The 22,908-nt window shown below is 50.0% G+C and carries 18 protein-coding genes; 17 read left to right on the forward strand and 1 reads right to left on the reverse strand.

What is annotated here, in order from left to right:
* Positions 1-93: 93 nt before the first annotated feature.
* The 15 genes from FUA23_RS20105 to FUA23_RS20175 all read left to right on the forward strand — a co-directional run bounded on the left by FUA23_RS20105 (position 94) and on the right by FUA23_RS20175 (position 21,080).
* Positions 94-2,385 (forward strand): aminoglycoside phosphotransferase family protein, encoded by a 2,292-nt coding sequence (locus FUA23_RS20105; protein ID WP_147932573.1) that lies wholly within the window; start codon positions 94-96, stop codon positions 2,383-2,385.
* A 1-nt stretch (position 2,386) separates the two neighbouring features.
* The gene (locus FUA23_RS20110; protein ID WP_147932574.1) at positions 2,387-3,133 is read left to right on the forward strand and encodes an acyltransferase; all 747 of its coding nucleotides are present in this window, start codon (positions 2,387-2,389) and stop codon (positions 3,131-3,133) included.
* On the forward strand, positions 3,130-4,341 hold the full coding sequence (locus tag FUA23_RS20115; protein ID WP_147932575.1) for a glycosyltransferase family 4 protein: 1,212 nt from the start codon (positions 3,130-3,132) through the stop codon (positions 4,339-4,341). The genes FUA23_RS20110 and FUA23_RS20115 overlap by 4 nt, the downstream gene beginning before the upstream one ends.
* A 5-nt stretch (positions 4,342-4,346) precedes the next feature.
* Positions 4,347-5,468, forward strand: coding sequence for a glycosyltransferase family 4 protein (locus FUA23_RS20120; RefSeq protein ID WP_147932576.1), 1,122 nt, complete (start codon positions 4,347-4,349; stop codon positions 5,466-5,468).
* A gap of 89 nt (positions 5,469-5,557) precedes the next feature.
* Entirely contained in the window at positions 5,558-6,769 is a 1,212-nt protein-coding gene (locus FUA23_RS20125) for a DUF1972 domain-containing protein (protein ID WP_147932577.1), read from the forward strand.
* Positions 6,770-6,783: 14 nt separating this feature from the next.
* A complete protein-coding gene (locus tag FUA23_RS20130; RefSeq protein WP_147932578.1) occupies positions 6,784-7,899 on the forward strand; it encodes an MraY family glycosyltransferase in 1,116 nt (371 codons plus the stop codon).
* A gap of 295 nt (positions 7,900-8,194) precedes the next feature.
* Positions 8,195-9,547: a sigma-54-dependent transcriptional regulator gene (locus tag FUA23_RS20135; protein WP_147932579.1), complete on the forward strand. Its 1,353-nt coding sequence runs from the start codon at positions 8,195-8,197 to the stop codon at positions 9,545-9,547.
* A 2-nt stretch (positions 9,548-9,549) separates the two neighbouring features.
* Entirely contained in the window at positions 9,550-10,680 is a 1,131-nt protein-coding gene (locus FUA23_RS20140) for an FIST signal transduction protein (RefSeq protein ID WP_147932580.1), read from the forward strand.
* A 19-nt stretch (positions 10,681-10,699) separates the two neighbouring features.
* On the forward strand, positions 10,700-13,720 hold the full coding sequence (locus FUA23_RS20145; RefSeq protein WP_147932581.1) for a PAS domain-containing hybrid sensor histidine kinase/response regulator: 3,021 nt from the start codon (positions 10,700-10,702) through the stop codon (positions 13,718-13,720).
* A 360-nt stretch (positions 13,721-14,080) separates the two neighbouring features.
* Positions 14,081-14,506, forward strand: a complete 426-nt coding sequence (locus FUA23_RS20150; protein ID WP_147932582.1) for a response regulator — start codon at positions 14,081-14,083, stop codon at positions 14,504-14,506.
* 13 nt (positions 14,507-14,519) lie between these two features.
* Complete coding sequence (locus tag FUA23_RS20155) at positions 14,520-15,272, forward strand: polysaccharide biosynthesis/export family protein (RefSeq protein WP_187271148.1); 753 nt, start codon at positions 14,520-14,522, stop codon at positions 15,270-15,272.
* A gap of 9 nt (positions 15,273-15,281) precedes the next feature.
* On the forward strand, positions 15,282-17,447 hold the full coding sequence (locus FUA23_RS20160; RefSeq protein WP_147932584.1) for a GumC family protein: 2,166 nt from the start codon (positions 15,282-15,284) through the stop codon (positions 17,445-17,447).
* Positions 17,444-18,697, forward strand: a complete 1,254-nt coding sequence (locus FUA23_RS20165) for an MATE family efflux transporter (protein WP_147932585.1) — start codon at positions 17,444-17,446, stop codon at positions 18,695-18,697. Before FUA23_RS20160 ends, FUA23_RS20165 begins: the two co-directional genes overlap by 4 nt.
* Positions 18,676-19,782: a glycosyltransferase family 4 protein gene (locus tag FUA23_RS20170; protein ID WP_147932586.1), complete on the forward strand. Its 1,107-nt coding sequence runs from the start codon at positions 18,676-18,678 to the stop codon at positions 19,780-19,782. The genes FUA23_RS20165 and FUA23_RS20170 overlap by 22 nt, the downstream gene beginning before the upstream one ends.
* Positions 19,779-21,080 carry an O-antigen ligase family protein gene (locus FUA23_RS20175; RefSeq protein WP_147932587.1) on the forward strand — a complete coding sequence of 434 codons (1,302 nt, stop codon included), beginning with the start codon at positions 19,779-19,781 and terminating at the stop codon, positions 21,078-21,080. Before FUA23_RS20170 ends, FUA23_RS20175 begins: the two co-directional genes overlap by 4 nt.
* Before the next feature lie 87 nt (positions 21,081-21,167).
* Here FUA23_RS20175 and FUA23_RS20180 read toward each other — a convergent pair whose 3' ends face one another.
* Positions 21,168-21,380: a hypothetical protein gene (locus FUA23_RS20180; protein ID WP_147932588.1), complete on the reverse strand. Its 213-nt coding sequence runs from the start codon at positions 21,378-21,380 to the stop codon at positions 21,168-21,170.
* Between the two features lie 192 nt (positions 21,381-21,572).
* Here FUA23_RS20180 and FUA23_RS20185 point away from each other — a divergent pair, with 192 nt between their 5' ends.
* Together FUA23_RS20185 and FUA23_RS20190 are read left to right on the forward strand one after the other, a co-directional pair.
* Entirely contained in the window at positions 21,573-21,821 is a 249-nt protein-coding gene (locus FUA23_RS20185; protein ID WP_147932589.1) for a hypothetical protein, read from the forward strand.
* Between the two features lie 260 nt (positions 21,822-22,081).
* Positions 22,082-22,741, forward strand: coding sequence for a transposase (locus FUA23_RS20190; RefSeq protein ID WP_187271149.1), 660 nt, complete (start codon positions 22,082-22,084; stop codon positions 22,739-22,741).
* Positions 22,742-22,908 lie beyond the last annotated feature (167 nt).

Below are 22,908 nucleotides of genomic sequence, written 5' to 3' on the forward strand. Positions count from 1 at the left end.
TGAATTATTTAATAATACGTAACCCACTAGGCAACAGAAAACAGCATAAAAGAACCGCTTTTTGCTGTATCCCCGGCACAACTATTTTAGAAAATGGCAACTTTTCCAATCAGCACAAGTCGGGAGTCCTTAACAGATGGGGAAGCCCTTTCTGGCCTCTACATCCCCGACGGCGAGGGTAACCCGCGGTGGGTCTGGCCTGCGGCCAGCAACAAGCCGGTTTTCCTGCGGTTCGTTCAACCCGTTAACTGGAAACAACGGGGTTTTGTGTCGGTAGTCCAACTCGTATTTTTACTGCGTCTGCAACGGTTGGTCTTCAAGTCTATGCCACTCGGCCCGGATTACAACCTGAACGGGACCGACTGGGCGGTTTTTACCGGCACTCCCGGCCCCAACCGTAAGCGTGTAGTGATGGACAGCGAGGGAACCATTACCAAAGAAGCCAGCACAGAGATGGCCGTTGCCAACCTCACCAACGAAGCCTTCTTCCTGCAGCAACTGCAGACTTTATGTCCTTCTCCCTCTTTCATCGTTCCGCGGATTGTACAGAACGGTACGAACGCACTAACAATGGAGCGCATCGCAAACCGCGGCACCTGGAGCCATTTCAACGGGCAGCACACTAAGGCCCTGGCGGAACTCCGGCAGGTCAGCTGTACCACCGGTCCGGTTGGCAGCTGGGGAGAATGGGAAAACATCTACGAACGGATCAATCAGTTGCGCAACGCCCGGCACCCCGAAATACCGTCACACCTCGTAGACGCATTGTTGCACCTCGTACTAACTGAAGACATGCAGCCCGTGGCTTCTTTCGGGATTGCGCACGGAGATTTCACCCCCTGGAATACCCTGCGTACCCCAAACGATCGCTTAGGCATCATCGACTGGGAGTTGGCCCGGACTGAGCTTCCCCTCGGGTTTGACTTCTTCCATTTCCACCTCCAGAACGGAGTGATGGTGGAACGGAAAACATGGGCAGAAATCTACCACCAGATGCAGCAGAAACTGACCCCGGAAACCCGTACGGCTATTTTCGGAACAGCAACTGCTGACGTCGATCAGTACCTCCGGCTCTACCTCGCTCATCATGTTTCTTACTATCTCTCCGTATACCAGAAGCAGGAAGAGTGGCACCAACAGATTTACTGGCAGCTCGACGTATGGTCGGATGCGATTATGGCACTTGCGCCACCTTCCGACCAGCGCAAAGCGCTGATTGGCCGGCTCTTCGCCCTACTGAATAACAAAAAATATGCAGTCCTCAAAATGGACAACGATGATCCGCAGGAGCTTCCTGCAGACAGTGATCTCGACATCCTGATCCGTAAAGAGGAGGCTCACGAGCTCATCAACAGGCTTAAGGCCTTTTCCGGACTTGCTCAGTGCCGGGTAATGCAAAAATCTTTTATGATGTCCGTCTTCCTGGTATTAGAAGACGGCGGGATTTTGAATTTAGATTTGATATGGGTTTTTAAATGGAAGTCAGTTAGTTTCATGGAGGTCAACGAGGTGATCCGGAATGCTTGTCTCAGCAGTTACGGGATCCGGGTAGTATCCCCCCGGGATACCCGCCAGTACCTGCGCTTTTTTTACGGGTTAAACGGCGCTACCGTCCCCGCAAAATTCGGGCTCGGGCAGGATCATTCTTCGTTGCCTCCAGTTTTAACCCAAAACTCCGGCTTGCGGGGCTGGGGCAATCGTCTGAACTACCTTCTGGACACCGCCCGAACCATGATCTTCAACCGCGGCTACGTCGTCACTTTTTCCGGAGTGGACGGAGCCGGCAAAAGCACCGTGATCGAGCATGTGACAAAGCTGCTCGACAAGCAGTTCCGGCGGCCGGTAAAAGTACTCCGGCACCGTCCCTCGGTGCTTCCCATTCTCAGCGCACTGCGTTACGGGAAGGAAGAAGCAGAACGAAAATCTGTTGCCACCTTGCCCCGCACGGGCACCAATACCAGCCGGCTCTCTTCGTTAGCCAGGTTCAGTTATTACTACCTCGACTACCTGCTCGGCCAGTGGTACGTCCAGCTGCGGTACGTACTCCGCGGCTACGTGGTAGTCTACGATCGCTACTACTATGACTTTATGATCGACGGCCGGAGGAGCAATCTGGAACTACCCTTCTGGATAACAGCCACGGGTTTCCGGCTCATCCGCAAGCCCGAATTCAACTTCTTCCTTTTTGCCGACGCCGATACCATTCTGGCTCGCAAGCAGGAGCTGGCAAAGGATACCATCGTGTCGCTCACGCAGCGGTACAAGGCACTCTTCGAACGGCTGGGCAAAGGACGCACCTCTTCCGTATTCACCAGTATCGAAAACGTGGAGCTTGCCGACACCCTGCGGGTGATCCGGGAAGCATTGCTCAAAAAGACAGCCTGAGATGAAAAGCTTATTCACATCCATCATCCGCCTGCGTAATCCTGCTTTCGCCTTTTCGGATGACATAGACAGCCGGATGATCATTTCTTTCCTTCTGGCCACCGCAGCATTATTACTAAGAGGACTGAAAGTGCTCCTCCGCGGCAAACTGCCAAAAGGCTTAATGCTTGGTCGCAATGTCAGTTTCCGGCACCTTCATAAAATCAGTTTCGGCCGGCTCGTAAAACTTGGTGATCAGGTGCGCCTCCAGGCGCTCGGCCGCGAGGGCATCCGGTTGGGAAACAACGTAAGCATTGGCGATTACAGCCGGGTGATCGTCAGCACTACACTTGGCAACATCGGGCGGTATATCCGGATCGGCGACAACGTCGGCATCGGGGAGCACGCCTACCTGGGCGGAGCGGGAGGCCTCAGCATCGGAGACGACTGCATCATTGGTCAGTACTTCAGCTGCCACCCGGAGAACCACAACTTCGACGCTTTGGAACCTCTCATCCGACACCAGGGTGTGAGCAGATCGGGCATCCGACTCGGTAAGGATTGCTGGGTGGGCGCCAAAGTCACCATTCTGGATGGTGTCAACATCGGCGACCACTGCGTCATTGCTGCCGGCGCCGTAGTCACCCGGTCCTTTCCTGCTTACAGTGTAATTGGCGGGGTACCCGCCAAACTTCTGAAAGAGCGCGCCACCACCTTCCCCAGCGGGAACGATGACGCTCCTGTCACTCCATTAATCCTTGCTTCATGAAGACCATCCTCGCCACAACCTACGCCGTCAACCCCTACAAAGGCTCCGAAGATGCAATGGGCTGGAACTATGTGTACCAGGTTGCCCGTTTCAATAAAGTAATTGCGATTACGCGGGAAAACAACCGGGGGGCCATCGAAAAATACATGGCCGCAAACCCCGACGGTGTATACGGGAACATCCGGTTTCTGTACTATGACCTGCCGAAGCGTTTGCGCTGGTGGAAGCGGGGAACCTGGGGCTCAATGCTCTACTTTTTACTTTGGCAGAAAACCATCATCAGCTTCATCCGGAAGCAGGAGCTTGAGTTCGATATTACTCACCACCTTAACTTCCATAACGATTGGAGCCCCAGTTACCTGTGGCAACTCGGCAAACCATTTGTTTGGGGACCTATCGGCCACCACCCGCAGATCCCCGCGCCGTTCCGTTTCACTATGCCTGTGTCCGACAAGTTGAAAGGCTTTCTTACCGGCAGCATCAAGCGTTATTTCTGGAACTGGAGCAAAGCCCTGGAGCAAACCAGAAAGCACGCCGATTACATCTGGTGCATGAACGATTCAGTACCCGAAGTACTCGATCTGCGGGGAAAGAACCACCACATCTCCCCTTCCGTTGCAACGCAGGATTACGGCTGGGCTCCTGAGAAAAAAGGGAGACGATTCGAGATTCTTAGTGCGGGAAGGCTGGTCCACATGAAGGGTTTCGACCTCACGATCAGGGCTTTTGCCCGGTTTGTGAACCTGAACCCCGCCAGCAACGCCCGCCTGACTATCGTCGGGGATGGCCCCGAGCGGGACAATTTAAAAGAACTCACCAAATCACTGGGCATCCAACGTTGGTGTACAATGATCAACTGGGTTCCCCGCCATGAACTGATGGACAGGATGAAGGAATCTTCGTTGTTCCTCTTCCCGTCTCACGAAGGCGCAGGAATGGTAGTTCCCGAAGCACTTTCTTTCGGCTTACCGGTCGTCACGCTCGACAACTACGGCCCCGGACGGTTCGTAGCACCAGACTACGGCGTAGCTGCTGCTTCCGGAACTTACCAGGGAACCGTAGACCGCCTGGCCGATGCCATTGCCAGCATTCATGGCGATGAGAACAAACTCAAAGAAATGAGCATCGCGGCCCGCACTGCTTTCAATGAAAAATTCGACTGGAACCGTAGGGGTGAAACCCTCCGGGACATCTACTCAAAGCTCTGATCACTATGCACAAGATATTTGTCGCTCACTTACTCAACGACTACAGTGGCAGCCCTAAAGTTCTCAGTCAGTTGCTGAAAGGATGGGTAGGGGCAAACCACAAAGTACACCTCTACACCAGTGCATCAACCCAGGGTTTTCTATCCGGTATTGAAGGAGTAGAAGTGCACCATAATTACTATCGGTTTCATCGGTTCATTCCGCTGAGGCTGATGGTGCTGATGTCGTCTCAGCTTATTACCTTAATGGTGCTTCTGACGCAGGTAAGAAAAGAAGACGTTGTTTACGTCAATACCATTCTCCCCTTCGGGGCAGCCATTGCGGGTTGGATCAAGGGGGCACGGGTGATCTACCATATCCACGAGACCTCGGTAAATCCGAAAATTTTCAAACAGTTCCTGCTTTTCTGGGTTAAAGTCTGTGCCTCCGAAGTTATATACGTTTCCGATTTTCTGGCTAAGGAGGAACCAATTGCTTTGCCTTCTCACATTTTGTGGAACGCAATTGAAGATGATTTCAGAGAAAGAGCGAGCTCTTTCCAACGGCAGACCGGTCCTGCGGGTAATGTTCTGATGATTGCCTCCCTCAAGCGGTACAAAGGAGTAGACGAATACGTGGAGATTGCCCGGGCTTCTCCTCAATTAAGTTTCGAGCTGGTCGTCAATGCTTCCGGGCAGGAAATCGACGAGTACTTTGCGGGGCGGGCGTTGCCCGCCAACCTCACCGTTTACCCCGCACAGCGCGATGTTCATCCTTTTTACCAGCGGGCAGACGTTGTGATGAACCTCTCCCGGCCAGAGGAATGGAAAGAAACCTTCGGGCTGACCGCGCTGGAAGCGATGATTTACGGAATACCCGTAATCGTGCCGCCCGTTGGCGGCATCGCCGAGATTGTCCACGACGGCATCACCGGCTTCCACCTCAACGGAAAGGATACCTTCGCAATAACAGCAACCCTGCAGATTCTTTTCGGCGATTCAGCTTATTACGACTACCTCAGTCACGAAGCCTGCACACACGCGGCCACTTTTTCGGAGCGCCATTTCCTCCGCAAGAGCCTCGAAATCATCACTCCTACGGGGCATCTTGATTCCGGAACCGCCTTCCAGAAAATGGAACACATCTAAAATAAAAAATTCGTTATCTACTGAAAATCAAAAGAAAAAACCTCTGGCCTGGGATTTGAACGTTACCGGCATACAAAATCGAAACCATCATGACGAACAGGAGAAGGAAGTTAGCCATCATCGGAACCGTAGGCCTCCCGGCCAATTACGGCGGATTTGAGACCTTGTCAAGCCATTTGGTCAAGAACCTGGATAAGGAATACGACATGACGGTGTACTGTTCCGGTAAACGCTACCCTGATGCTGACCGACCAGACCACTACCTTGGTGCCCGGCTCAAGTACCTGCCCCTCGAGGCCAATGGTATTCAAAGTATTCCCTACGATGCCTGGTCTATTCTGCACGCTTTGCTGTACGCAGACGTACTGCTGATTCTTGGGGTCGCAGGAGCATGGGTTTTGCCTTTCGTGAAACTGTTCACCAACAAACGCATCATCATTTCTATTGACGGAATTGAGTGGAAGCGCGACAAGTGGTCCTGGCCGGCAAAGATGTATTTGTACTGGGCGGAGAAAATCGCGGTGAAGTACTCCCACTGCGACATTTCAGACAACGAGTCCATTCAGGATTACACAGCCATCCGCTACGGAAGCCTCAGCAACGTAATTGAATACGGAGCTGATCACACGATGGAAGTGGAAATCAACGATGACGACGTAATCAACTACCCGTTTCTGGCCAGACCATATGCCTTTAAGGTATGCCGGATTGAACCGGAGAACAATGTAGAAATGATCCTCAAAGCATTCACTACTTTCGGGAAGTTCCCCCTGGTGTTGGTGGGTAACTGGCAAAAGAGTACTTATGGCACCAACCTCAAAACACAGTACGGCGAGCATAAAAACCTAATCCTGCTGGACCCGATTTACGATCAACGTGAGATCGATCTCCTGCGGGGAAATGCTTCCTTGTACGTCCATGGCCACAGTGCGGGAGGTACAAACCCTTCCCTGGTGGAAGCGATGTACCTCGGTTTGCCCATCATGTCGTTCAACGTGAGTTATAACCGGACCACCACCGAAAGTAAAGCTCTTTACTTCAACTCCGTTAAGGAACTCAGCAACCTGCTTGAGAACACCGAATATTCAACCTTTAAGAAGGTGGGAATGGAAATGAAGGAAATTGCGCTACGGCGCTACCGGTGGGATTTGATCGCTAAGAAATATCAGGTGCTGGTCGAAAAAGCCTGCAGCAGTAACCGTAAGGAAGATGTAGCCCCGGCTTTCCAACAATACGACGAAGAAACCCTGATGGAATACGGTGCAGGACACCTGGCCACCCACAACCTCTTCTTCGAGTAGTAAAACCACCAAATATGTTACTTCAATTAGCAGCTTCCGTAGTTCTCGCTTACCTCATCATGAAGATTACGGTGCCCTACTTCAGCAAAGTCGCCGAAAAAATAGGCTTCACAGACCGTGGAGACTCGGAACGCAAGATCCACGAGGAAAACGTGCCTGTCATCGGGGGGATAACCATGGGCTTCAGCATCGTTATTGCAATCGGGATGCACATCAACAACAGTAATATCTTTTCGGATACCGTGATCGGTTTAATCCTCGGCGCAGTAGTCCTCCTGATTGCGGGAGTTATAGACGATAAGATTGACCTTAGACCACTCCTCAAACTGGCGATACAAACCTGCTGTGCTTTCCTGCTCGTTTCCAATGGCATCTTCCTCGACGAGGCGCTTTCCGTTTTGCACCTCGGCGGTCTTCCTGAAACCGCAAAAATAGCCATCAGTATGGCGTTCATCGTAGGCGTCGTGAATGCGTACAACCTGATTGATGGAATTGACGGGCTGGCGGGCAATTTATTCAGTATATCATTTGCCTGCATGGGGCTTACTTCCATCTATTTAGGTATGTGGGACATCGGCTTCCTGAGCGTAATTGTAGCCGTGGTCTGTTACGCTTTTGTGGGATTCAATACATCCGAACGGAACAAAATATTCATGGGAGACGGGGGGAGCCTGATGTTGGGATTCCTCACAGCAGGCGTCAGTATCGTCATGGTTGAAAGGAGTTTCAGCACGGGATTATCGTCCGAGATCATCGCAGGAACCGCGGCTTTGCTCGCGCTTCCAGTCTTCGACGAGATCAGGGTTTTCTTCACCCGCATCAAAGCCGGAAAGTCTCCGTTTGCTGCCGACAGGACGCATATCCACCACATTTTCCTGCAAATCAACCCGCAACACTCAGTGGTCCGGAGATGGATTATTGGTGTGGCTGTAGCAATTTTTCTGGGCTCGGTAACCATTGCCGCGGCGACCCACGTACTGATCGCCGGAGCATGGATAGTACTATGCATTACCGGTTTAGGAACGATTCTTAAAATCCAGAACGAGATGTTTCAACACCGTGATGTTCTGCTTAGGCTGGAAAAAAAGAACAGGAAACCGACCGACCGCTCCACGATCATAACCAACTAAAAATCAGCGTTTAAACTATTTCACAGGTCTCTTTTCGATGTTTACTATGATTTCAGGCGGGGTCGCAGGTGCAAAGATTGTTTAAAAACAAAGCAATGCACCCGCGGCCCCGCCCACTACAAAATAGTTACTAATAGACCAATTAGCAGTCTAAAGGTCACCCCCTTCCTTTTTCCCCGGTGAATTAAAAATTGCCGATCCCTGGCCGGACACATATAAAAACAGACTATATGGGGAAAACCGTCAGTAACTCTCTTTAGAGTTCTTATCTTTCCATCAGTAAATTTGGTAGAATTTGGATAGCTTTAAGATTTTCATCGTGGAAGATGACCCCTTCTACGGCAGATTATTAAAACATCATCTTAGTCTGAATCCGGACTATGAGGTTGAGCTCTTTACGTCTGGTAAAGCCTGCTTACAGGAAATCTACCGCAAGCCGGACGTAGTGTCGATCGATTACGGTTTACCGGACATGACCGGTGACGTACTGTTCAATAAAATCCGCGCTGTCAACAGCAATGTCCCCATAGTAGTGATCAGTGGGCAGGACGACATTGCCACGGCCGTAGACCTGCTCAAGAAAGGTGCCCGTGACTACATAGTGAAGGATGACAACACCAAAGACCTGCTCTGGCGATCGATCATCAACATCCGGGAGAACAGCGAACTGAAACAAGAAGTAGAAACGCTGAAAGTTCAGTTAGAAGAGAAGTTCAGTTTCGATAGTATCATCGGGACCAGTAAAGCTATGCAGCGGGTCTACACGATGTTGAAAAAGGCGGTAAAATCCAATATCAACGTAAGCATTACCGGCGAAACCGGTACGGGTAAGGAGGTAATAGCCAAAGCGATCCACTACAACAGCGACCGGAGCAAGCACCCCTTCGTGGCCGTCAATATGGCGGCAATCCCCGAAAATTTGCTGGAAAGCGAGCTTTTTGGGCACGAGAAAGGAGCCTTTACTGGTGCGATTGGTCGGAAGCCCGGAAAGTTTGAGGTTGCCAAAGAAGGGACGCTGTTTCTGGACGAGATCGCAGAGATGGACCTTGGGCTCCAGAGTAAGATCCTTCGTGCCATTCAGGAAAGGGAATTCACCCGGGTTGGCGGCACCGAGCCGATAAAATTCAAAGCACGGTTACTGACAGCCACCCATCGTGACCTTGAAATACAGGTGAAAGAGGGCAAGTTCCGCGAAGACCTTTACTACCGTGTAATGGGCCTCCCGATTGCACTTCCTCCGCTCAAAGATCGGGACGAAGACGTGCTGCTGCTCGCCAACTTCTTTATCAAAAAATACTGCAAAGAGAACGGCATCGGAACGCTAAAACTCAACAAAAGCGGCAAGGAAAAACTATTGAAATATCATTTCCCCGGTAACGTCCGGGAATTGAAGGCAGTAGTGGAGCTTGCGTGCGTAATGACCGACACCAACGGGATTAGTGCCGAAGATATCCGCTTTTCAGGCCTGAACAGTCGCCAGGCCATCACTTACGGAGAAAAAACCCTTCGGGAATACACTGTTGAAATTATAGGCCAGTATCTGGAAAAATACGATAACAACGTAGTCCGGGTCGCCGAAAAATTAGACATAGGAAAGTCGACGATTTACAACATGCTCAAGAGTGGAGAGCTGAATTCAAACAACTAACAATGAATGCGAAACAATACCTTATAAGCTCTATTAACGATTCCGACTTACCCGTCGATGAACAGGCTGACCTTGTCCTGGGTTTCGGATTAAAGGCCTTAATGGAAAAAGCAGGAACGTATACTTTCCTCCGGGAGCAGTTCCCCAATGCCGTAATTGGCCTGTCTTCCTCAGCGGGAGAAGTTTACGACATGGAAGTCTACGATGAGAACCTGGCGCTGCTGACCATTTCCTTCGACAAGACCACCCTGCGCCACCAGGCGATAAACATACAAGACAGCCCGGACAGTTTTTCGGCGGGCGCAGACGTGGTTAAGAACCTCATGGCGGACGACCTCCAGCACATTCTGATCCTCTCCGACGGCAGCCTCGTCAATGGCAGCGAACTTGTCAAAGGGATTCAGAGCATCATCCCGGATCATGTATCAATTACCGGCGGGCTGGCAGGAGACGGAGCAGATTTCGACTATACCCTGGTTGGTCTGAACGAGCCCCCCACAAGAGGCAGAATACTTGCTATCGGTTTCTACGGTAAAAACCTCCGGGTGGCACACGGTTCCTTTGGAGGTTGGGAACCCTTCGGGCTGGAAAGAACGGTAACAAAATCTTCCGGCAACGAACTTTTTGAGGTCGGGGGGAAAAACGCACTGAGTGTTTATAAAGAATACCTGGGAAAATACGCTTCCGAGCTGCCTGGTTCGGCATTGCTTTTCCCTTTATCTATTCGCATTCAGGACGGGGATGGCTACCTGGTAAGGACAATCCTCTCAATCGACGAAGAGAAATCGAGCATGACGTTTGCCGGCGACCTTCCCGAAGGCAGCAAGGTCAGGTTCATGAAAGCCAATACGGACCGTTTGATCGACGCGGCCAGTGTTGCGGCGAACACCTGCCTGGCCTCCTTCGATCAGTTTAAACCGCAGGTTGCACTGCTCGTCAGCTGCCTGGGACGTAAGTTGGTACTTGCCAACCGGGTTGACGAAGAAGTAGAAGCGGTAGCCCAGGTTCTGGGCGAAGACACTGTAATCGGAGGGTACTATTCTTACGGAGAGATATCGCCTTACCAAAAAGGAGGACCGTGTGAACTCCACAACCAAACCATGACCATTACCTGCATGCAGGAGATCGATTAACATTTAAGCCTGAGGTAGTATGTACCATAAACTTCTCCAAAAACAGATTCGAAAGTACCTTCCTGACAACCTGCTCGGCCAGGCAGATTGCAAAGCATTTTTGGAAAGCATCAACAACTCCTACGAGTCATTCGAGCGTGACCGTGAGTTAATGGATCATGCCTTCAAGCTTAGTGAAAAAGAGTACACAGAGGTCAATCAGGAATTAGACTCGCTGGCCAACCAACGCCTCCTCACCCTTAAGCAGCTGAACCAGACCATCAGCAGCCTTTTGGGTTCCGATCAAGCACTTAGCGAAAATGAAGACCTTGTTTCACTCTCCGAAAAAATAAGAGGTCAGGTAAACATCAACAAGCTAACGAAGAAACAGCTCTTCAGAAATATCAATCTGTTCAAAACCTTACTTGCCAACCTTCAGTCCGGAGTATTGATTGAGAACGAGAGCAGAGAGGTTCTTTTCACGAATGACTTGTTTTGCTCGATGTTTAAGATGCCGGCAACCCCGGATGAAATGGTAGGACAGGACTGCTCTGACTCTGCAATGCATTGCATGAATCTTTTTAAAGATCCAGAAAGATTCGTCAGTAGAATTGAGACTCTGCTCTCCGAACAAAAACCCGTCTACAATGAAATGATCGAAACCGCTGAAGGTGAAATTCTGGAGCGGGATTATGTTCCCATATTCATTGATGACATATACCGTGGTCATTTCTGGAAATACACCAACATAACGGAGAGTGTACACGACCGGGAAAGCCTGCTGGAAAGCGAAGAGCGTAATCGCCTGGTTATGAACTCTTCTCTGGATGCCATCGTAATTGCAGATGACAGGGGCAAAGTAACGTTCTGGAATCCTCGTGCTGAGCAAATGTTTGGTTGGACACAGGAAGAAGCTATGGGCAAATCGATGTCCCAACTATTTATCCCGGACCATATGAAAACTGCCCATAACGAGGGCATGAACCGTTACCTCAATACGGGGGTAAGTCACATTCTCAATCAGGAATTGGAACTTACTGCAGTTAATAAAGCCGGAGAGGAATTCCCGGTGGAACTAATCGTCGTCACCTACCAGCAAAATGGGAAAAACTACTTCTGTGGGTTCATGAGGGACATCTCCTCGCGCAAAAAATCAGAAAACCTCCTAAAAGCGCAGGAAGAGAAATACCGGAATATAATTACCAACATGAACCTTGGCCTGTTGGAAATAGACAACGAGAGAAAAATCGTTTTTGCCAATCAGAATTTCTGCGACATCTCCGGTTACAGTGAAGCAGAACTTATTGGAAGCAGTACCAATAAATTCCATTTAGAAGAACCCAACCTCAAGGTTCTTGATCAGCAACTCAAGCTAAGATCCGAAGGTATTTCTAACGGATATGAGATTGAGGTACAGAACAAAAGCGGCGAAATCCGCTGGTGGTTCATTTCCGGCGCACCAAACTACAACGACAAAGGAACGCTCACGGGCTCTATTGGTATTCACCTCGATATTACAGAGCAAAAGAAGCTGGAATCCGAACTGGCCATCGCAAAGAATAAAGCCGAAGAGGCCTCAGTTGCAAAAGAGGCATTCCTTGCCAACATGAGCCATGAGATTCGTACTCCTCTGAATGCTATCATTGGGATGATACGGGAACTCTCCCGGGAAGAACTTTCGCCCAAACAGCAAACCTACCTGAGCCATACCGATAATGCCGCCAGGCATTTGCTTTCTATTGTCAACAATATTCTGGACATATCCAAGATTGAGGCAGGAGAACTGAAACTGGAAAAACACACCTTCAGTTTACAGGCTCTGATTGCTAACATGGTCAGCATTTTACATTTCAAAGCTGCTAAAAAAGACATCGTTCTGACGTCTGCTTTGAGCGAGAAAATCTGGCCTGCTTATAAAGGCGACAGTGCAAGAATTCGTCAGATCCTGATTAACCTCCTTGATAACGCAATCAAGTTCACCATGGAGGGAGAGGTACGCCTGAATATCGAAGTGCTTCAGGAAAATGATGATGAACAAGTCATTCTGATCAAAATCATTGATACGGGTATAGGCATGGACGAGGAATATATGGAGCAACTGTTCTCTAAATTCAGCCAGGCCGAAAAATCAACCTCCCGCCGCTTTGGCGGTACCGGTCTTGGAATGTCCATTACCAAGGAAATCGTCAAGTTGATGGACGGCAGCATTGATGTCAGTAGTGTGAAAGGCCAGGGGACCGAGTTCCAAATTACTGTATCCCTTAAAAAAGGGAATATCGAAGAACTCTCCGATCAAACACAGGACAGTCAGTTTCTGCTGCAGGGCACCCGTGTTCTTCTGGTGGAAGACAACGTGATGAACCGGTTAATTGCTAATAAGAGTCTTTCTCATTTTGGCTGTACAACCGACGAAGCAGAGAACGGCCTGATTGCCCTTGAACTTTTGAAGCAAAATCAGTACGACATCATTCTGATGGATATCCAGATGCCGGAACTCGACGGTGTAGAGACAACTAAGATAATCCGCAACGAATTGAAATTGAGCGTTCCGGTCATTGCCGTTACCGCAAATGCTTTCAAGAAGGATATCGATCTTTACCTGAGCATTGGAATGAATGACTACGTCACCAAACCATTTGAGGAAAAAGAACTCTTCAATACCATCGCCAAACAATTAAAATGGAGTGCTCCCGCTTCTCCGCAATCTGCAATAGCTATCGACAATCACTACGACCTGACTCAACTGAGAGCTTTGAGCAGGGGCGACGAAGAATTTGTCAACAACATGATCGAAATCTTCCTGCAACATACACCTCCTGCACTGGAAGAGATCGAAATTGCACTAGCTAAAAAAGATTACGCCACCGTAGCCAGAGTTGCACATAAAATAAAGCCCAGCATCGAAAGTATGGGGATTAAACAGCTGAACGGCTCAGCCAAGGAAGTGGAACTCGCAGCCAAGGCTGAAAGTGTTGAGCACAGTACACTATCCATAAAAGTCGATTTTCTGGTGAACACATTAAGAGTTGTTCTCAGCAAAATGAAAAGCGACCAGGGATAATCAGACCTGATCACGATGAAGGCAACTGTCAGGCAGACTCATACTCCGGCCCTCTCCGGGGTCGGTAAACTTCGCCGTGCTGTTGCCTGACTATTTACTTTCATGAAAGAAGGCGCTCCAACCTGCTGCAAACAATAGTACCGGCCATCCCGCGCGCATGGCCGCTCAACTTTTAGTTGCCTGAGCATTGATGGTGCGCAACGGGCTCTTGTGCGCTCTGAGCGCCTTCTATTTTTCCACAAAATGGAATTGATTCCACCCAGTAAAACAAATAACCTGCTGAACAATAGGTAACTCCCTTTAAATCAACACGTTGAAAACTGGCATTCGTTTGGCAACACTCATAGCAAACGAAACAAAATGACCAGTTTGAATCACTCTATCACCTTTATCGTAGACGATGATCCGTTTGTGGGTTTGTTGTACAAAAAACACCTCAGCAACCTCGGATACAACAACCTGCATCACTTTTTCAGCGGTGTTGAATGTCTGGACAATCTCCATCTCAATCCTGACATCGTTTTACTCGACCACCAGATGTCGGAGGTGAACGGCTTTGAAGTACTGAAAAAGATCAAACGTTCAAACCCTAATGCAACGGTTATAATGGTTTCCGGTCAGGAAGACATGGCTACTGCTTTAAATGCGCTTAAGTACGGCGCGTTTGATTACATCATCAAGGACGGAACAGAAACCGAAAAAATTGAGGAAGCGCTTAAGCGCCTGGCCATGCTCAAGTCTCAGCGTCCTGCCACCAAATCCCTGTTTCGCAAACTGCTTCCTTAAGCCTACCCTATCCATGAAATATTATCCTTTCATCTTACTGGTTCTGGCACTTGCGGTTTTGCAATCATGCCACACGCAGAATGTGTTCGTCAAAGAGGCACGTACCGAAAAAGGAGTTCTCTCCCCGGAAGATTCATTGATTTACTTCAATGACACATACGAATACACCATTCGTGTCGACGACAAAATCAGCATTAGCGTTTGGGGACACGACGAACTCAGTGTCGGTTCTACGTACGGTATTTACAACTCGAATGAAGTTTACGGGAAATGGCTGATGGTCGACCGGGAGGGAACCATTGAAGTTCCCCGTTTCGGCATGATGGAAGTACAGGGCCTTACCATACCTGAACTCAAGAATAACCTTAAAGACTCGCTTGCTCAGATTCTTAAAAATCCGGTTGTCGACGTAAAGGTGCTCAACCGCGAAATCTCTCTGATAGGCGAGTTCAGAGACCCCGCTACCGTCGCCGTGGACAAAGGGAAAAACTACCTGCTGGACATGATAGCCCAGGTAGGCGGGTTTGACCAGTATGCGAACCTGAAGTGCATCAAAGTTTTCCGGCAGGCAGGTGAAGACACCCATATTTTAACCATCGACCTTACAACGAGGGGTAACTACAACTTCAAGAACATCCCGTTGTACCCCGGCGACATCGTGATCGCTCCCTCACGCAGCTACAAAGAATTCGACCGGCGCATTTCGGTCATCATCCCTTTTACTTCGGCACTAACATCTGCGGCCATTTTCAAGAGTGCATTTTAAGCAGCAGTCATGAACGAGCAACTACGCATATTAAGGCCATACCTGCGCGGATTACCGATCATCATCACAGCGATGATTGCAGGCTTCCTCTTCGCAAAGAAGTACCTCTCTTACACTACACCCATGTACGAGAGTACCACCAAGATTAAACTCGCTGACCTTAGCGAGGGATCAACCGGAAACAATCTTTTCAAAGACCTCGATGTGTTTGCATCCACTAATAAGATTGCGACCGAAATCGAGGTACTGAAGTCTCAGGTACTCATCGGTAAAGCCGTTACGGGCCTGGGAATCTCTGAAGAACTAAGCAGAATTGGCCGGGTAACCACAAAAGAGTTGTTCAACGAAAAGCCGTTTTTTCATGAGTTAATGATTTATGATGAATCGTATTACAATAAAGACTGGATAATCAAAGTCCGGGACACCGTAAACTACACGATCGCCCCCGCTAACTCCACAGATCAGTATTCAGGTGTATTCGGAGACACCCTCCGGATTGGAAATAAAGCGGCCCTGCTGCTCAGCATAAACTATGCTTTGCTGGCCGAAAAACCTGAACTGGAAATAACCGGTGATTACAAACTTGTCCGCTATTCAGACGCCCGCCTGATCGAAAAAGTAGCGTCTAAACTCGACGTTGTTTCCGTAGACAAAGATGTTGCTATCCTCAGAATCATCTATAAGAGCAATGTACCCGAAAAAGCAGCACTACTCACCGATGCCCTGGCCCAGACTTACATCAGTGATTATATCGAGGAGAAATTCAAAACAGCAAATGTCACCTCCGATTTTCTGGACCAGCAGATCTCCAAGGTTTATCAGGACCTGTCCCGGGCCGAGATGAAAATCGAGGGTTACCGTGTCAACAACAACATCATCAACATCAGGCAGGAAACCGAAACCGACCTGCGGAAGATATCCCAGTTAAAAATTCAGAAGACGAACGTTCAAATGTCGCTCGAAGCCATTGAAGAGCTGGACCAGTACATCAAGAACGGAAAAGACGACTTCCTGAAACTCGCCCCTAACTTCGAAGCCTTTACTGATCTCCTTTCTACCGAGATGATCAAGAAGATCAAACAGCTTCAACTCGAAAAAGCAGACTTACTCCTGATTTACAAGCCCAACCACGAGTTGGTAGGAAACGTCGACAAAAAGATAAAATACTACACGGACTACTTTGTCGAAAGCATCAATAATACTCGCAAAAACCTGAAAACCAAATACGATAAACTTTCCAGCAACATCGAAGAAGCCGAAAAGGTATTCATAGGGCTTCCCGAGCGGGAACGCATCCTTGCTATTCTCGACCGCGAGTTTCAGATTCATCAGCAATCTTATATTTTCCTCAATGAAAAACGGATTGAAGCAGAAATTGCCAAAGCTGCAAAACATGCTTTTCACCGGGTGATTCATAAAGCGAGTATTCCCCAGAACCCCGTCTCCCCCAACCGGCCCATCATCATTATCGTGTCTACCCTGCTTGGAATGATAGGAGCTATTATTTTCATCTTCCTTGTAAACGCTAGCAAGGCCCGGGTCAATGACCTGAGCTCGGTAGAAAAGAATACCGACATCCCGGTTCTCTTCGGTGCGCCTCACTTTAAATCTTCAGCGCAGGCTTCTTCATTTTTCAAAAATGAAATATTCAAGCTTGACATGAAGGGAATGATTCCTGCACACGGTTCAATTTCCGTTTCAGCCTTCGGCAAGAACCACGGAGCACGCTTCCACCTCAACCATCTTCTTGAGCTCTTTGCCAAAGAACAGCGCAACTCCATTATTCTGACGTTTGACGAAGCCTGCTACAACGCCCTTCCTCCGGGCCGCGCAGTACTGCTGCCGCAGGATGAACTCGCAGCGTTCACTTTTGCGGGCTTGAAGAACTGGCACGAAAACCTCTGCGCAGAACACGATCTGGTACTGATTGATAATTACACCCTGCCCGAAAACGCTGAGTCTATAGTGTTCATGAGCCTTGCAGACCTCAACGTATGCATCGTTGACACCAGAAAGACGCACCTGAGCCGCATCGGAGAGCTAAACGAAATCAAAGCAAAAAACAACGTCCAGAACCTCTACCTGATCCTCAACAACCATAAGTATTCTCCCTCCCTCCTCCACGAGGGGTGGTGGCTAATCAAAAAGGCACGCAAACTCATAACCCGTAAATGATGTCAGCCAGCCTCAATAAAAAGCTTCCCCTCCTGCTCGAACAGTGTCTGTTCAGTGGCACGGGGTTCGTCGTCAACATTGCGCTCGCCAAATCTATGGGCCTCGAGCTGTATGGCGTCTACGCGTCTCTCATAATCATTTCATACCTCTTGCTGAGCATCAGTCAGGCCCTGGTCATTCAGCCAATGCAGATCCATGTCGGTAAAACAACCGACGATTCGTCTTATCGCATAGTCTTGATTTTTTTACAGTGTTTTCTCATATTAGTTTATTTCACGTTTTTTTTCGGAGCCTACCTGGCCAATACCAGTTTACTGGCTATTGGCCAGGAGGACCTTTTACCGTTCTTGCTTTATCTCGCTTTCTTCCTGGGGTACGATTTCTACCGCAAATACTTCCTGGCTACGGCACAGTTGATTACTGCTCTCATTATCGCCGCGGCCTTCGCCTTGTCAACTATCGGCCTTTTGGCATTCCACCTACTGAGCACAGCAAGTACTGACCTCAATACTTATTTGTACCTTCTGGCGGCGGGTCAGTTGCCCTCAATTATTATTGCCACGGTTGTTTATTGGCGATCAGTAGCTCTTCCCGATCTGCAGGCAATAAAAAGGTACTTCAAAATACACATCATCGATGGCCAGTGGTTGCTTTACGCAGCCATTACTCAGTGGTTTTCCGGCAATCTCTACGTTATGGCATCCGGCCTGCTGATCGGGCTGGAAGCATTAGGAGCACTTCGTTTTGTGCAAAGTCTGTTTGGCCTTGTCAACATATTGCTTCAAACCATCGAGAACTACGTTTTGCCACAGCTCAGCAAGGCCTATCAGGTTTCATTACAGCACTGCTACCGGGCCTTTCAAAGTGCGCTTGGGGTATACCAGATGATTATTCTGGCGGGCCTCGGCGTTTTATTCCTCTTCGCCGGGCAGGTTCTTCGCTTTGCGGGTAGTGCAGAGTTTGTACCGTACGCTTACGTTCTGCGGGGCATGGTCGTTCTGTACGCCATCATCATCCTTGCCTACCCCGTTCGCTTACTCATTCGGGTTACGGAACTTAACCGGTCTTACTTCGTCGCCTACCTCATCAGTTTTGCGTTCAGCCTCATCAGTTACCAGTTCCTGCTGACTCATTTTGGGGTAACGGGCGCTGTAATCGGCCTCATCGGCAATCAGCTGATCCTTCAGGCTACCTGGCTCATCGTCCTCAAAAAAAACCAATTCAACGTATGGAAATTATACATCTCGTAATGGGCAAAGCCAATCCTGACCGTATGAATGGCGTAAACAAGGTCGTACATCAGCTGGCTACCCAACAGGTAGCAGCCGGCCTGAAGGCAGAGGTTTGGGGGTTCACCCACGACCTGTCCGAAAATTACCCCGAACGAAATTTCACGACAAGCCTCTTCCGCACATCGGGCAAGTTCTCCGCCCCGGACCAACGGTTCCTGAACAGCATAAAAGCGCTCGATACCGAGCGTACCGTATTTCACCTGCATGGCGGATGGATTCCTCAGTTCTACAAAGCAGCCAAAGCGCTGAAAAAAGCGGGGCTGAAGTACGTAATCACCGGCCACGGCGCGTACAATACCGTCGCGATGCAACGCAGTAAACTGAAAAAGCTGGCTTACTTCCAGCTCTTCGAAAAAATACTCCTTAAAAACGCTGCGGCCATTCACTGCATCGGAGCCAGCGAGGTTACCGGTCTTAATACCATCTTCCCTACTGACCGGACACTCCTGATTCCGTACGGTATGGAATTCAACAAAGAAGCGTCGCCCGAGGCCTCAACCTCCGAGCCATTCGTGTTCGGCTTCGTTGGCCGGCTCGATTACCACACCAAGGGCCTCGATCTGATGCTCACCGCATTTGCGCAGCATTTCCGGGGCAATACCTCCGTGGTGCTCTGGCTGATCGGCGACGGCGGGGGCCGCAGGGCGGTAACCGAACTGATTGAGCAACTCGGCATTTCCGACAACGTAATCTTATGGGGAGCAAAGTTCGGTAAGGATAAAGACGCACTCCTGCGGCAAATGAACGTGTTCCTGCACCCTTCCCGCAACGAAGGTCTGCCCAGCGCAGTGCTGGAAGCAGCAGCCTTCAGCGTTCCGTGCATCGTCTCCGAAGCGACCAACGTAGGTGAATACATCAAACAACACCGGGCAGGATTTGTGGTGGGTAACAACGATGCTCCTGCCCTGGGCTCGGCCATGAACCAAACCCTGCACCTCGCGCCCCGCGCCCTGAAAAGTCTCGGCAAAAATGCCGCACAGATGGTCGCAGAACAGTTCAACTGGCCCCGTATCGTAAAGCAGTTCAACCAACTCTACGCATGAGTTTACAGCCCGAATTACACCAGCCGTTCCTTAAGCAGGTCGATAAGTACCTGTTCATTCTGCTCTTTCTCATGGTCGGGTGTTTCTTCACGTGGAGCGAAAACATCCTAATTACCCGGGCGATCAAACTGATCGGGAGGAATGGGGTACTGCTCGGCTCTATTTACCTGTACCAGCGGGTACGCGCCTACGGCATTCCGGCGTCGGCGAAGGGGGACAACATCCTCTCGGTGGCCTTTTATGCCGGGTATCTGTTGCTGGGCTTCGCTTCTTTTTTGTGGAGTACCAACGTAGGTGTCAGCGGGTTGCAGTGGTTCATGACTTGCCAGAGCTTCGTTTTTTCCTACTTTTTCGTTAAGACCATTCAGCTCATCGATCAGTATTTTCCGGGGCATTCTATCAGGCTGTACCAGTTGCTGGGCAATACGGTGTTTTACCTCATCGTGATCTTCGTTGTCGGCATGTGGGTCTCGCCTGATGTTTTCTACCGCCTCACCCACGGAGGCGAAGAAGCGCGCCTTGGCGGCTACATCATGAATCCCAACGAGCTCGGCATGCTGGCGGGCGTAGGTGTAGCTTGCCTCATTTTCAACTTCTACCACGCCCACCGGGTCGTCTGGACCGGCTTTCAACTGCTCATCATTTTCTACGCGCTGTACGCTACGGGCTCCAGATCTTCCCTCATCGGGGCGTTACTCATCATTTTCTTCCACGTCATGCAGTCGGACCGCAAGCAGATCAAAGCGCTCATTTTGGTTGGCATGATGGTGGTCACGCCGGTAGCGGTCTGGAAGGTCGTCCTGAAAGACGGAGACAGTTCCCGCCTGGAAGAAGTGATGAGTATGACCGGCCGTCTGCCTTTCTGGAAAGCACTCATCAACGAAGGTCTTCCCCGCGAGCCGCTCCTGGGCTTCGGGTTCATGCGCATCGACTACAAAGAGTACTTTCAGTCGACCCACACTTACCCCGGTAAAATGACCCACAACACCTTCATGCAGGTGCTGATGAACCTGGGCTTCGTCGGGCTCACCCTTGTTTTCTTCCAGATGCTTTTCACGCTGCGGGGCATACTTTCGGCAACGAAAGAGAAGAAGCTGATGCTCATCGGCATCCTCATTCCCATCACCATCAACTCCCTCACCGAATTCGGCATTTTCGGCGAATCCAACTACGGCATCCTGTTTTACCAGCTCGTCATCTTCTCCATCAGTTTTCAGGCGCGGGAGTTCCTCACCACCTCCGAAAAAATCGGGCTGCAGCGGCGGAAGGCGCTTGGTCGTTTGGTCGTAGCGAACTAAAGAAGTGTCTTACCGGGCGCGGCCGCAGGTGCGGAGAAGGTTGAACGGCCAGAATATGCCGGCAAGGTGCCGCGGAGGCAGTAATCGCTACTCGTTCTGGTAGCCTTCGTAAACGGTGGGTCCTTTCCGCTTGGCGGCAGCACTGTCGTCGCGCAAAATCGCGTAAGTCTGCCAAAGCGCCAGCGCAGAAAAAGCGGTTGCGGCCAGGCCGATGGTCAGGGGTGAGGGGAAAAAGCCGGCAAGGGCCAGAAACAGAAGCGCCAGCAAAAATATAGTACGGGAAACAGAAAAAAGCTTCATCGTGTCAGGGGATTAGTTTCTGTTGCAACGGCGGATGTAGATATATGGTTCTCAGGTAAAGAGCTTGAAACGAAGGCGCTTACCAACGCTGCCCCCGTTTTCCGGTTGGTCAGTACCAATAAAAACACAATTTACCTTAACACTTCTAATAAAATTGTTGCGGGAAGCTTCCCTCGTTTATCAGTTGGAGATTTGGAAAGCCTTCCAATAATCAAAGAAGACCACCTAAATCAAAAGAAAACAAACAAAGTTTCTACACTAGTCCAGCAAATCCTCACCACCAAACAAACCGACCCCACCGCCGACACCTCGGCTTTAGAGGCGGAGATTGACGTGTTGGTGTATCGGTTGTACGGGTTGACGTGGGAGAAGGTGAAGGTGGTGGACCCTGAATTTTCCATGTCGGAAGCGGAGTATGATGCCGGTACACTTCCCGGTTGAGACGCGGTTTGTTGATCGTAACGCGGATGGCCGACGCACAGCGTCTCGACCAGAAGAGTTACCGTAAAACAACCACGCCAATGGTAGAGACGCTGTGCGTCGATTGCAACACGGGAAGTCGACGCACAGCGTCTCCACCAGAAGAGTTACCGTAAAACAACCACACCAATGGTCGAGACGCTGCGCGTCGATCGTAACGCGGGAAGTCGACGCGGATGGTCGACGCGCAGCGTCTCGACCAGAGGTATTATCTTGAGAGCATGAAAAAAAGTCCTGCCAAACTCCCTCACCAACCACTTGATCATCGTCCCGTTCACGTGACCTATCGCCTGGCGGGTAGTTTGCCTAAGGCTGCTTTAAAAACAATTTCTGCGCGCCATGAAGCCTGTAAGGCCGAATTAGAAATCAAAGCGAAAACGCATCCCGGCATCCTGCAATCGGGTGTATACGCCAGCGAATTATTTTCCCTGAACGCCCGCTACGAGCTGGATATCGACGAAGCTTTGCACACCATTGCGAGCGGTCCATTCTACCTGCAAGACTCCGACCTGGCCCATGAGATTATTGACTCATGGCTATTCCTTCAAAAAGAAAGTGCTGTATACGTCTACGCCGTCTGCGTAATGGGCAACCATGTGCACGCCCTCATTCGCGCTCCCGATGGCCTTGATACCGTCGACATCGGTGCCCTCATGAATCGCCACAAGGCGCATACCGCCCGGGTTTGCAATAAACTCATTGGTAAAACGGGCACCCAGTTCTGGGAACACTTCTATTTTGACCGGACGGTGCACAGAGGTAAATTTGAGCGAGTGATGTGGTACGTGCTCAACAACCCTGTTAAATCCAGGTTGGTCGAAGATTGGCAGGACTGGGCGGGTACTTATCTCAACCCCGATTTCGAAGCTCTTTTCTGTTAATCCCGGTTCCTGAGTAGCGACGCTGTGCGTCGCTCTTACCCCGGGGGCAGGGCTAACGCATACTATCTAGAAAAACTTTATCACGGGCCTTATCGGACCACATCGCTCGCATTCGTTTATGCTTAACACCAGCTTTACTGGGTCCATCAGCGTGTAAATTGATACTC

This window comes from Neolewinella aurantiaca (assembly GCF_008014675.1).
GTDB classification, from domain to species: domain Bacteria; phylum Bacteroidota; class Bacteroidia; order Chitinophagales; family Saprospiraceae; genus Neolewinella; species Neolewinella aurantiaca.